Annotated in this window: 9 protein-coding genes; 4 read left to right on the top strand and 5 right to left on the bottom strand. The window is 55.7% G+C overall.

Going from position 1 to position 12,402, the window contains the following annotated elements; all coding sequences use genetic code 11:
- The first annotated feature begins 17 nt into the window (after positions 1-17).
- Both CA54_RS02210 and CA54_RS02205 read left to right on the top strand, forming a co-directional pair.
- Positions 18-1,271 (top strand): EAL and HDOD domain-containing protein, encoded by a 1,254-nt coding sequence (locus CA54_RS02210; RefSeq protein WP_146369239.1) that lies wholly within the window; start codon positions 18-20, stop codon positions 1,269-1,271.
- 151 nt (positions 1,272-1,422) lie between these two features.
- On the top strand, positions 1,423-2,505 hold the full coding sequence (locus CA54_RS02205; RefSeq protein ID WP_146369238.1) for an NAD(P)/FAD-dependent oxidoreductase: 1,083 nt from the start codon (positions 1,423-1,425) through the stop codon (positions 2,503-2,505).
- 38 nt (positions 2,506-2,543) lie between these two features.
- Here CA54_RS02205 and CA54_RS02200 read toward each other — a convergent pair whose 3' ends face one another.
- Both CA54_RS02200 and CA54_RS02195 read right to left on the bottom strand, forming a co-directional pair.
- A complete protein-coding gene (locus tag CA54_RS02200) occupies positions 2,544-7,004 on the bottom strand; it encodes a DEAD/DEAH box helicase (protein ID WP_146369237.1) in 4,461 nt (1,486 codons plus the stop codon).
- Positions 7,005-7,031: 27 nt separating this feature from the next.
- On the bottom strand, positions 7,032-7,685 hold the full coding sequence (locus CA54_RS02195) for an MBL fold metallo-hydrolase (protein WP_197532135.1): 654 nt from the start codon (positions 7,683-7,685) through the stop codon (positions 7,032-7,034).
- Positions 7,686-7,841: 156 nt separating this feature from the next.
- On the opposite strand from CA54_RS02195, the gene CA54_RS02190 reads away from it, so the two are divergent.
- Positions 7,842-8,570: an SDR family oxidoreductase gene (locus CA54_RS02190; RefSeq protein WP_146369236.1), complete on the top strand. Its 729-nt coding sequence runs from the start codon at positions 7,842-7,844 to the stop codon at positions 8,568-8,570.
- 20 nt (positions 8,571-8,590) lie between these two features.
- On the opposite strand, the gene CA54_RS02185 is transcribed toward CA54_RS02190, so the two are convergent.
- Positions 8,591-9,388 carry a hypothetical protein gene (locus CA54_RS02185; protein ID WP_146369235.1) on the bottom strand — a complete coding sequence of 266 codons (798 nt, stop codon included), beginning with the start codon at positions 9,386-9,388 and terminating at the stop codon, positions 8,591-8,593.
- Between the two features lie 135 nt (positions 9,389-9,523).
- Positions 9,524-9,850 carry a DMT family transporter gene (locus tag CA54_RS02180; protein ID WP_146369234.1) on the bottom strand — a complete coding sequence of 109 codons (327 nt, stop codon included), beginning with the start codon at positions 9,848-9,850 and terminating at the stop codon, positions 9,524-9,526.
- 253 nt (positions 9,851-10,103) lie between these two features.
- Between CA54_RS02180 and CA54_RS02175 the strand changes: the two genes are divergently transcribed.
- Entirely contained in the window at positions 10,104-10,352 is a 249-nt protein-coding gene (locus CA54_RS02175; protein ID WP_146369233.1) for a hypothetical protein, read from the top strand.
- A gap of 37 nt (positions 10,353-10,389) precedes the next feature.
- Here CA54_RS02175 and CA54_RS02170 read toward each other — a convergent pair whose 3' ends face one another.
- Positions 10,390-12,381 carry an O-linked N-acetylglucosamine transferase family protein gene (locus CA54_RS02170; protein WP_146369232.1) on the bottom strand — a complete coding sequence of 664 codons (1,992 nt, stop codon included), beginning with the start codon at positions 12,379-12,381 and terminating at the stop codon, positions 10,390-10,392.
- Between the last annotated feature and the right edge of the window lie 21 nt (positions 12,382-12,402).

Genomic DNA, 12,402 nt, shown 5'->3' with positions numbered 1-12,402 from the left:
TTTTTGAGACGCTCCTAATGAAAATAGTAGCATCCGACGAAACGATACGGATGAATCCCGCCGCGGTGTATGTCGGCCGGCAAGCGATTTATGACAGTCGCTTGCAGGTGGCCGCCTATGAACTGCTGTATCGGGATAGTCATCACAATCGCGCGCTGTTCATCGACGGCGAAGAGGCGACAGGGCAACTGCTACTCAATACGTTTGTCGACATTGGCATTGAGCATATTGCCGGGTCGCGACCGGCGTTTATCAATGTCAGCGATGAGTTTGTGCTGAACGGGCATTGCGAATCGCTACCCAAGGAACGAGTTGTGCTGGAGTTGCTGGAAGATGCGAAACCGACTGCGGAGTTAGCGGATGCGTTGATGAAACTTTCGCAAATGGGGTATCGCATTGCGCTCGATGATTTTGTCTACGAACAACACCTCGACGCGCTCGTCCGCTGCGCGGACATCGTGAAAATCGACATCCAACAATTAAGCCAAGCCCAAGTCGAAGAGCACGCAAAATTGCTCAAAGGTTTCGGCGTTGAACTGTTGGCGGAAAAAATTGAAACGCATGACGAATATGAATTCTGTAAGAAACTGGGTTTCAAGTATTTTCAGGGTTATTTTACGTCGCGACCGCGCGTCATCGAAGGTTTTCAAGTCCCAGCCGATCGAATCACGACGATGCGCTTGGTGGCCAAGCTACATGACCCGAATGTGCAGATCAGCGAATTGGAAGAGTTGATCAAGCGTGATCCGGGACTTTGCTACAAATTGTTACTGTATATCAACTCAAGCAGTTGCGGTTTGAAAAACCAAATTGCCTCAATCCGGCAAGCCTCCACGCTCGTCGGTTTGCGCAAATTGCGCACCTGGGTCGGTCTCTTGGGGTTTGGAGCGATCAACGAAAAATCGCCCGAGTTGGTCGTCACGGCCAATGTGCGGGCAAAAATGTGTGAACTGTTAGCGGCGAAATCTGGCCACAAAGACTCCGATCAGTATTTGACCTTGGGACTGTTTTCGTTATTGGATGCCTTCGCCGACTGTCCGATGGAGCAAATCCTAAATCTTGTCCCGCTAGCCGACCCGATCACCGAGGCGTTGTTAGAATCCACCGGACCGCTCGCCTGGGCGCTGCAATGCGTCTTGGATTATGAACAGGCAAATTGGGATGCAGTAAATTCCACTGGTATCGATCCCTGTTTAATTAGCCAGGCCTACCTCGAAGCAGTCGACTGGACGGGGCAAATCATGGGCGAGCTCAGTCACCTCGACGAGTGAATTCCGCCCGCTGAAATCGAGCGCATTTTCATCGAACATTCGGCTGCCCCACTCCATCCCGCTGGATTGACGTGGAATCTCGCGTTAAGCTGCGCCATACGCTTGGTATCACCTTGGTACATAGGATTCTCGAAGGAAGTGGCGGTGCACGATGGCCGATTTTAAAGTTACACGGCTCGACGCGGATCTGGATTTTGACAGTTTGACCTATTGGGACGTTGTCATTATCGGGGCCGGTCCTGCGGGATTGGCGGCGAGTCTCACAACGGCTCACCGCGGTCTGACCACATTGGTCATTGAGGCAAAGGATCGGCCGGGGGGGCAGCCGCAGTTCTTGTACGCTGACAAACGCATCGTCGATATTCCTGGGTTTCCCGATGGAGTCACAGGTGAAGAGTTGTCGGATCGAACCTACCGTCAAGCTGTCGACGCCCTGGTCCAGTTTCGCTTTCAAGAAGAATTGACGGAGATCAACGAAACCGATCAGATCGAAAATGAAGATCAACTCAAGGAGGTCGTGACCAGCCAAGGCAGCTATCTGTGTCGCAAGGTGATTATTGCTTGCGGGTTGTTGCATTTTCCTCGCAAACATCCTGTGTTGGACGAGCTGCAGTCGAATAAGGTCTATTATAAAAACCCCAAAATCGGCGACTACGAGAACCAGCGAATCGCCATCATCGGCGGCGGGGATTCGGCTTTGGATGCGGCCGTCATGGTCTTGGAACGGGGTGGACTGGCGGAGGTCATCGTTCGAGAGGAGACACCGGTCGGTAAAGACGATTCATTGCAGCGGATCAAGGACTCCGGCGGCGTTGTTCACACAGCCACGGAGGTCACCAATGCCGAATTTTCCGGTGATCGCATAGCACTAACCCTTTCCAATTCACAGTCCCTGCCGTGCGACGGTGTGATCGTGCAAATCGGCTTTCTGTCGGCTAAAGACACGTTTGAACGGTTGGACGTGCGACTCAATGATGATGGCAGTATTGCCATCGACGCCTATTTCGAAACCAGCCGTCGCGGCATTTTTGCCATCGGCGACGTGCACGGCGACATCAAGCTCATTACGGTTGCCTGGGCTGAAGGAATTCAGGCGGCAATCTATGCCTTCAAAGAAATCAGCAGTCCATACTGGCTCAACGAAAAACGTCTCCGTGACAACAAGATCACCATGATCGGGGAGAAAATCACGCAAGCGGCCGCCGCACAGAAACCGCAGCGCAAACGACCGTAACGTCTCAACAAGGTGCCCCTCAATTCGGGAGATGCGATTCAAATCACCCGCGGACGTTGAAACCCGTTCTTTTCACGGCGTTGACGGACTCGCTGGGCGGCGGATTCGGCGTTTTTGTTTTCTAGACGCTCCAACGAACGTTGCCGGGCGTCATGACTGAGGTCGCAGGTGACGTCGTCTTGCAGTCGCGATGCAACCAAAGTGTAAGCGGCCGGGGGGCAATCGTCCAGGTATTCGACCACGCCCGCTTGCAGACTCGCGACAGGCATGCCATCTAGATAGACGATGCGGTTCGAGGCGGTACTGGGGACGCGAGGATGATCGGTGAGGATGCCGATCAGATTCAGCGGATCGGTTGCGGAGAGGACGATCAATTCTTGCCGCGGACCGTCGTCGCGCAGTTGCCGCAATTGATTGACGGTGTCCCCCAGCGCGAATTGTTCACCCCCCACACCGGCGATGAAACGTCCGCCGCGAATTTCGCCTCGAGCTTCCAGACGCCGGTAGACTTGCAACAATTCAAACCAACGTGGTGCGCCTTGTTCCCGCTGCAACAGGTCGCGGAAGATGACGCCCCAACGACGTAACAATTGCCACGCCCACTGTTCGTTCGTCTCTTCGACCGACAATGACGTTTCCGAATCACGTTCCCAGACCGACCAACGCCCGGTCGATTTGACCGGCAGCCGTCGGCGACCGGCGCCGCGACGCATGCGCGCCGGCAGGGCGGAGTTTGATGCAGCGGGTTTGTTGGCCACAAATTGCCGTATACCATCGAAGCCATCGGCGGTCACCAATCCACTGGCTACCAATTCTCCGAGCGTTTCGGCAAGCTGGCCGGGGAGCATGTGATTGGCGGCGGCCAAATCGCCGGCGAACATTGCGCCCCGCTCGGTCAGACACTCCAGCACTTGCTGCGCGGGCGTGGTCAGTTCATCCACATCGACCGCTGCGGAGGACGTACTCAACCAATCAGCGTCGGAGCGGAGGAATAGCGACATCCGCGCGATCTTGGTCAGGCTGACCATCGGACGGCTCCGTTGCGGGTCGCGGCGCGGAGGATACAGTCGTCCCCAACCGATTTCCCCCGTCATGCACAGTTCATCCAACCAGGCGGGTTGATAATTCTCGACGCGGGCAGAAAGCACGTCCCGTTCCCAAGCAACGGCCGGGACATCCATCCCTTGCAGTTGTGCGATCGCGTCAAACAATGCATCGGATCCCGTGCGGCGGGTTTCGGGAAGCACCTGTTGGTGCCGCGTGAGGTGTCGTATGAAAATATCAACGCTGACCGGCTCAATTTGTTTTCGCAGGCCTTGCAACGTAAGCCGATGAATCCGCGACAGCAGTCGTCGATGACACCATTCTCGCTGCACATCCTGGCTGGGTTGTGGGTCGTCCGATTTTTCATCGTAGCAGGCGGGTGTGAAATGGCCTTGTAGGACCACGCCCTCGCCTTCGAGTGCTTCCAAGGCAGCTGCCGCTTGGTTCAGCGCCGTCCAGGTTCGCTCGGCAACCTCTTCGACGGAAATCGGGCCGCACATTTCCATCAAACCCCGGACAATCGCAACACGGGCCTCGGTCGATTCCCATTCTTGCCGCACGTTTTCCGGAACAGTCACGGGCGGCGCGACGTCAATGTCATCAAACGTCGCCAACACCGCCGGCAGTCGTTCGGTCGCCACCCACGCGCGGCGCCCATCGGGCTGTGTGACGGTCGTCGCCCGCCCGTCCGTTTGCAATTCTAAATAGTGGGGCGACCAATCGGCCGCTTCATTCACGGGCAGCAAAATTCGCCCCAACAAGGCGTCGTGCAATTCATCCGCATCGCGCACCGTCGGGGTGGCTTCGTCGCGGACTTGCGAGATGGCTAGCGGATCGAGACGTCCAAGATCACTCACGCTATCGACGGTTAACGAGCGACGGGTCGCCACCATCCGCGCACGACGTTCGACGAACTCGCCACCATCCAAAAACGCGTACGGGCTAGCGTTGAGCAATTCGTAACAAAACGGCGAAGGCTCGCGGGTGTCGCGCGCAACGTACGTAATATCACCCCGCTGCACGCCGGTGAGAACGTTTTCCAATCCAGCAATGTCCATCGCCTCGAACAGACAATCTTCCATCGTTTGCCGAATGAGCGGATGGTCAGGGATCTCGTGATCGCCGGTGATATTCTCCTGGCAGCCGGTCAATTTGGGAAACACAGCCGTCAGCAAATCATCCGCGCGAAATCGTTGTAGCGGCGGCGGTACTTTTTTACCGTTATTCATCCGCGCGACAAGTAGCGAGCGGGTGACGTTCCACCGCCAGCGAATTTGAAACGTCGGCACTGCAAGCAATGCCTGTTCCAATAAATGGCGAGCGTTGTTGGGATTGAGCATGCCAAACATGCTCTCCAGCGGAAAACTGTGTTGCGGGCCGAGTGAAAGTATCAGGCCGTTGTCGTCCGCAGTCGCTTGCAGTTCAAAATCAAACGACCGGCAAAACCGTTTGCGCAGCGACATACCCCATGCCGTATTGATCCGACCGCCGAAGGGGGCATGAATCAACATCTGCATGCCGCCACTCTCATCAAAAAACCGCTCGAAGACCACGCGTTTGCAAGTCGGCAACAACCCCAACGCCGCTTTTTGCGCCGCGGCATACGTCACCGCTTGTTCAGCAGCTGCCGGGGTAATATCAGTTTCGCCAATGAGCCATTGCTGCGCTGCAGCTTCATCATCAAGCAGCGGTTCCAATTCCTCCCGCAGTCGCGAGACCTCTTCCGAGAGTTCTAAAGTCCGTCCCGGAGCTTCACCGCGCCAAAACGGAATCGACGGCGGTGCTCCATGTGCATCGAAGACGGTCACTTCACCACCGCGGACATGTTGAATCCGCCAGGACGTATTCCCCAGCAAAAAGATATCGCCCGCTTGGCTTTCCGCAGCGAATTCTTCATCCAATGTACCGACGACAGTTCGTTCCGGTTCAGCAATAACGCGATACGAAGCGACTTCGCCAATCGCCCCGCCGTTCATTGTTGCCGCCAAGCGCGCGCCGGGGCGCGGGCGGATTCGACGATTGACTTGATCGTGATGCAAAAAGACGCGGCTGCGGCCGTTGGCGTGTGCGACCCCTTCGCTCAGGAATTCAACGACCTTGTCAAAATCGGTCCGTGATAATTCATGATACGGTGCGGCGCGGCGGAATGCGGCGAACAGGTCGTCGGTGCCCCATTCCTCGGCCGAGACTTCAGCGACGATTTGTTGAGCAAGGATATCCAACGGAGCAGTCGGAATCGGAATGCGATCCAAGCGTCCACCACGCACCGCCCGCAGCAGCGCCATGCATTCATACAACTCATCGCGAGTCAGCGCGAACAACCGGCCTTTGGGGATCAAACCCAACGAGTGTCCCGACCGTCCGACACGTTGTAGAAACGTGGCAATCGAACGAGGCGAGCCGATTTGGATGACCAGATCGATATACCCAATGTCGATACCCAACTCCAAGGAAGCAGTCGCCACCACCGCCTTGAGTTTACCTTCCTTGAGACGTTGTTCGGTCTCCAAACGAAACTTGGCCGCCAACGAACCATGATGGCTGCTGACGGCGTCTTCGCCCATCAATTTGGTCAGCAGATGCGTAATCCGCTCCGCCATTCGCCGCGTATTGACAAAGATCAATGTGCTGCGGTGATTGTTAATCAACTCGGCGATCCGCTCATTCACCTCAGCCCATTGCTCGTGCATACAAACAGCGCCGAGTTCGCTGGGCGGGACTTCAATCGCCAAGTCCAATTCGCGCTGATGACCGACATCAATGATTTCGCAGGGTAACTGCCCGGCGTTTGGACCATGGAACCCGACCAGAAACCGCGCCGTATATTCGATCGGCCGCTGCGTGGCTGAAAGCCCCACGCGTTGAAACGGCCGTTCGCACCACGACTGCAGGCGTTCCAATGTCAACGACAAATGCGAGCCCCGTTTGTCGCGGACGAGGGCGTGGATTTCATCAACAATCACCGTCTCGACAGCCTTCAGTTTCTCGCGGCTCTTTTCGGCGGTGAGCATCAAGTACAACGACTCGGGGGTCGTGACGAGAATGTGCGGCGGTTTCCGCACCAGTGCGGCGCGTTGCGACGACTTGGTGTCACCGGTGCGCAGGCCCACACGAATCGGCGGGACATCGATGCCGTTTTCAGTGGCCAATGCCATGATCTCGTTGAGCGGGTCTTCCAGATTGCGGTGCATATCGTTCGACAGCGCCCGCAGCGGCGAGACGTAGACGACATACATCCGCTGCTCAAGTTCCCCCGCCAGCGCTAACTTCAACAACCGATCAATCGCCGCCAAGAAAGCGGTCAAAGTTTTTCCGCTCCCCGTCGGGGCAGCAATCAATGTGTGCTGTCCATCAGCAATGAACGGCCAGCCCCGCTGTTGCGGTTCAGTCGGCGCTGCGAACCGGGAGCGGAACCATTGTTGAATCAGCGGATGGAAGTTGTGAAGCGTGCTCATGATTTCGTGCATCAGCCCGTTTTTATTTTACATATGCACAAAGGGATTGGATCGTTTTTCTTCGCCGGTGGTGGTCGGCGGTCCATGTCCGGGATAGACGATCGTGTCATCCGGCAAGGTATACAACTTCGTGCGAATGCCATTGAGCAGTTTTTGTTCGTTGCCGCCGGGGAAATCAAAGCGGCCAATCCCCCCTTGGAAGAGCACATCGCCGCCCAACACAATGTGCGGCTCGACCTGTTCGATGACGTACACCACATGCCCAGCGGAATGGCCAGGAATTTCCAACACACGCAGCGAGATACCAGCTGCTTCAAGAACATCCCCCTCATCGACGGTCCGATCCGCCGGCGGGCTGGTGATACTCCCCCCAGCCAGCGCGCTGAGATTGGCCCGCGCATCGGTCAGCATGCCGGCATCCCCGGTCCCGATGACCAACGGCACGTCCGGCCAACGTTCCTTGAAAAAACCGTTGCCGGCAATGTGATCGGCGTGGCCATGCGTGAGCAGCACCATCGCCGGTTCGACGCCCAGCGACTTCATTTTCTCAGCAATCGCTTCGGGATCAAATCCCGGATCGACAACCAAACAATCGTCACGTCCTTCGACGCGGACAATCAAGCTATTTTCCATAAACGGGGGCGACACAATTGTGTCGACAGCAATATTCGCACTAGGCAACGGGGGGCCTCCTGATTTTATTCTGGCAGTGGTTTTCTCAAATTTGATTTTCGTCTGAGTATTGTATCCCGGTTGCCGGTGAGATGTTATCCTCGGCAGAAATACGTCGTGAAAATTGTTGCCGGAGTGCGTTCTCAACGAAATGCGGATAGGAACATGAATTCATCAGACACGGGAAAAATCGCGGTGGTCGTCGGGGCTTCTAGTGGAATGGGGCGGGCGATCGCTGCGGCTTTGGCTGCTACCGGCGCGCATGTCGTGGCTGCGGCACGGCGGGAAACGGCGTTGCGGGAACTCCAGCAGGAAGCTGAGAGCAACGGACACCCATTGGAGATTATCCCCGTGGACACGACCGTCCAGGGCGATGTCGAGCGACTGATCGAAGAAACCGTCGCCAAATTCGGCCGCATCGACCTATTGGTCTATGCCACCGGCACGAACATTCCCGACCGCAGTTTGGACGCACTTTCGCCCGACACTTGGGAAATGATGTTGTCAACCAATCTGACCGGCGCGTTTTTATGCACCCGCGCGGTCGTACCTGTGATGCGCGAAGGCGGTGGGGGATTGATTGTGTATCTCTCCACCGGGGCCGTACAAATGCCGGACGTCTCAGGCGTCGCTTATCAAGCCAGCAAACACGGCCTGACCGGTTTGGCACACGGCACACGGGTCGAAGAAAAAGCAAACGGCATTCGCACAACCATCATCTTCCCCGGCCTGTGCGACACCGAAATCCTCGACAAACGTCCCACACCAACGCCGCGCGACATCCTCGATCAAGCCCTACAACCACAAGACATCGCCGACGCCGTGCTATTCGTTGCCGGGTTGCCGGCCCGGGCGGTGGTGCCGGAGTTGCAGTTGTTTCCGAGCCGGTTGTGAGGCGGGGTTTGGCCTGCTGTCTAGCGGATGACGTTGACATGCGGCAGAAGCGTGCGGAGTTTGTGCTCGCCCCGTTCAGAAACCTTCGACTCGAGGATGCTGATTGTGCGTAGATCGCGACAAAGGCTTTGAAGATTCTCGACATCCGTTAATAATTCGATTGTGGCATCCGTCGTGTCGCCGCCGTCCAGTTTAACGGAAACGAGAGCTCCATCTTCAAACTCCAACCCACAATGTTTGCTGACGTAATGATCTGCATGATGTAATAAGCGGCTGAAAACTTCGAGAGAAGTTTGTGGAGGCTGTGGAGACGGAAGATCAGGTCCAAAAATGTGGATTAGGTTGACTTCGTGATACGTCTCAGACGCGATTGCAGCAAATATACTTTTCGAAATGCCCAGGGATTCTAATTGTTCACGGATCGTCGATGAATCTGCGGTTTCACGCATAAGTTGTATTTTTTGATCCGTTAGGTGTGCGAATTCTGTGTCAAAGGCATCGGTGTCGGCGCCTTCATCGGGAAGCAATCGATCGACGGCAATGTATTGTTTTTCATGTTCAGCGACGTAAATGCTAACGAACTGATTCATATGTGGAATCTTAAAGTGTTCAACATTCTGATCCAGGTCGCTTTCCGTCTGTGGAAAGCGAAAGGGAAGCAAACATTTCGCCGGTTCCGCAGCAACCCGACCTTCGTCCCAGACACAACAAATGACGATGTCCCATTCTTCGGGAGTAAGGGAGGTGGTGAAAACAGTCATAACCGTTTGCCAGAATTCCCCAAACGCATTTTTGATGTCCGCTTCATTTGTTGACATCACGCGGATTTCATGGTGCGTCGGTTTTGGGGTCGGAGTGCGACCTCTATCAGAATTCCGCGCTGCGGCAATGATTTCTGCAGTGGTTCGTTTCTTCGCCATATTGCGCTCTACCGTTCCGGTGCTCGATAACACTCAATGCCCCGACGACATCTTCAAACCAATAATACCTACAATAATCACACCCACAAACACAAACCGCATCAACTCGGCCGGTTCTTTGAACAGCAAAATACCCAATACAAACGCGCCCACGGCGCCGATGCCGGTCCAGACAGCGTAAGCGGTGCCCATGGGAATCGTGCGTTGCGCAAGCAGAAGAAACGCGCCGCTGAAAATCATCGACACCACCGCCCCGGCCAGCGGCCAAAAGTGGTAGCCTTTATCGTCGACGCCATATTTTAAGCCGACCGGCCAACCCCATTCCATCAGACCGGCGAGCAGTAGGTAAATCCAAGGCATGGTTTTCTCGGTGTGGTTAGTGGAGGACGACGGAGTGTCCAATGTCTAATCGCTTACGATTTTCATTAGTATCGCGGCATTGCACAAGACACTACAGGGTGTGATTTGGAACGCTCATTCCCAAAGGAGCATCATGTACGACCGCAAGCGGTCGGTTTGGGATTCATCGAACGATAAATTTGAATCCGTGTTTTGTCCGTGTTAATCTGTGGCTAATCGTACTCCTTGCCGAATCGCATCGGAATGCATCCACATGATCGATGAATCAGACATTCGACCGCATTACTCCGCAGAGGTGCAGTTGTTTCTTGAAGCGAACGGACAATCATGGCGCTTGGCTAAGGTCGGCCCCGGGCGGATTGTCCCTCGTGATAAGATTGAATTGGAAGCTGGCCCGGCGGAAATCTTAATGATAGTTGATGGCCAAGAACGTCGTTGGGGCGTCTATCTTGTCGATGGCATTGTTCCGTTCGACACCGAAGCGAGAACTGTGGCACGCTGACATATTGTACCCTATCCACTGAGATATTGCGGCGGACTTACCCCGCGCAGACGATGGGGGCGGTTTCACAAGATGCGCACCATTGTTGCCACATCGCTTGATAAGCCATTTCCAAGCGGTGTGTGAACCCGGCGGCGTTGCACAGGGATGAGCGTAGCATGGCGTCACGAAGTCCGCTGCGGAGGATGGTGAGCCGTTGTTCATCGCGCGCCAATTCGCCGGCGATTTGCACGTACTCCGCTTCGTCATGAGCCACCAGCTTGTTCAGACCCAACTGCGACAACAAACTTGTGCCGACGCGACTGACGTGCGTAGCGCCCGACAGGGTCACCACCGGTACGCCCATCCACAATGCCTCGCAAGTCGTCGTGGTGCCCCCATAGGGAAACGTATCCAGACCGATGTCGATTCTGTTGTACAGCGCCAAATGCTCCGTAGCGTCTTCGACGTGGCCCAACAATTCCAGTCGATGTGCGGGGATGTCGAGTTCCTCGAATCGTTGTGTCATGCGCGTGCGGACTGATTCGTCACGCAGTGCGCCGTTTTTTAAACACAACCGCGATTCGGGCATCTGCCGTAATAATTCCGCCCAGGTGCGCATTACGTCGGGCGTGATTTTAGCGAGACTATTGAATGAACCGAACGTGATATACCCGTTTTGCGTACACGGCAACTCAGCGACTTCCGGCGCTGCTTCGGGCGGGGCGAAACAGAGGAACCCGCCCGGCAGACGGATTAACGTCTCGCGGCAATACTCGTCGCTAAACCACGGATCAGCCCAAGCATCGCTGATACGATAGTCCATGGTCGCCAGTCCGGTCGTGGTGGAGTCTCCCAGATAATTCACCTGAATCGGCGCCGGTTTGCGGGCAAAAACGCGCAGCCGATGCCGCGCCGTGTGTCCTGCCAGATCCACCAGAATATCAACGCGATCCGCTGCGATTTGTTGCGCGACGTGTTCGTCACTCATGCCGTAGATATTACGCCAAGTTTCCACCAAAGATTGCAAATGCTGCGTCATGTTATCGGGGACGGCAACATCGGCGTAGCAGAGGACTTCAAACTCGGTGCAATGATTGGCAAGTATCGGTTGAATAAAACTCGCCACCGCATGTTCTCGAAAATCGGGTGAGATGTAACCGATTTTGATGATCCCGCCATTGATCTCGCTGCTGTGATGCGTTTGATGTGGGGCAATTTGTGCGGCAACCTCGTCGCCCCATTGGCAGCGGCGCTGGTGGATTTCTTGCGGGCAAACGTCGGCCGCATAGTCCAATGTCATCAACGCATTGGATTGCGCCAAATGGTGCCGTGGGTCGAGCGATAAAACTTGTTCGAAACAAGCACGAGCCTCATCAACGCGGCCTTGAATCCGCAGCGCCGAACCGAGGCTGTTGTAGGCATCGGTAAATTGCGGACGGCACGACAACGCGCGGCGAAAGCATTCCTCAGCTTCGGTGAGGCGGTCCTGGGCATCGAGGCAAAGACCGAAATTGTGCCAACTGTCCGCGTTGGTGTCATCGAGGGCCAGGACGCGTTGAAAACATTCGGTCGCTCCCGCAAGATCGCCTTGCGTTTGCAGTGCCGCTCCAAGATTATTCAGCGCATTGAGATGCTCAGGTTGTACCTGCAGCACCAACCGGTAGGCAGTCACCGCTTCGGCCAGTCGACCGGCAGCTTGCAATGCATTGCCGAGGTTGAAGCGAGCCTCGACGTAATTCGCATCGAGTTCCGCCGCCCGTTCAAAACTCACAATCGCTGCGTCAAGCAACGCCAATTCGCGCTGCGCAGCTCCGAGATTGTTGTGATAGACGGCCGAGGTCGGCGAAACATCGATCGCTTGTTGAATCGATTCAATCGCCTCCTGATGCGCGCCTTTTTGAAAGGCGACCACTCCCAACAAATGCAGTGCATCGGCGTTGCGCGGATCGATCGACAACACCTGCCGATAGATCGACGTCGCTTGCCCGAGTTCGCCCGCTTGATGCAGCCGCAAGGCGTCGTGGATGTCGGGGGAGCTGTTCTGCATAGCCGGATTCGATTCTTGTGA

The sequence above is a fragment of the Symmachiella macrocystis genome (assembly GCF_007860075.1).
Taxonomy (GTDB): Bacteria; Planctomycetota; Planctomycetia; order Planctomycetales; family Planctomycetaceae; genus Symmachiella; species Symmachiella macrocystis.
This window is presented reverse-complemented; position numbering and strand designations above follow the sequence as displayed.

Excerpts from the sequence above, each read along its gene's own strand:
- CA54_RS02210 (WP_146369239.1), top strand. The coding sequence starts at position 18 with ATGAAAATAGTAGCATCCGACGAAACGATACGGATGAATCCCGCCGCG.
- CA54_RS02205 (WP_146369238.1), top strand. The coding sequence starts at position 1,423 with ATGGCCGATTTTAAAGTTACACGGCTCGACGCGGATCTGGATTTTGAC.
- CA54_RS02200 (WP_146369237.1), bottom strand. The coding sequence starts at position 7,004 with ATGAGCACGCTTCACAACTTCCATCCGCTGATTCAACAATGGTTCCGC.
- CA54_RS02190 (WP_146369236.1), top strand. The coding sequence starts at position 7,842 with ATGAATTCATCAGACACGGGAAAAATCGCGGTGGTCGTCGGGGCTTCT.
- CA54_RS02185 (WP_146369235.1), bottom strand. The coding sequence starts at position 9,388 with ATGTCAACAAATGAAGCGGACATCAAAAATGCGTTTGGGGAATTCTGG.
- CA54_RS02180 (WP_146369234.1), bottom strand. The coding sequence starts at position 9,850 with ATGCCTTGGATTTACCTACTGCTCGCCGGTCTGATGGAATGGGGTTGG.
- CA54_RS02175 (WP_146369233.1), top strand. The coding sequence starts at position 10,104 with ATGATCGATGAATCAGACATTCGACCGCATTACTCCGCAGAGGTGCAG.
- CA54_RS02170 (WP_146369232.1), bottom strand. The coding sequence starts at position 12,381 with ATGCAGAACAGCTCCCCCGACATCCACGACGCCTTGCGGCTGCATCAA.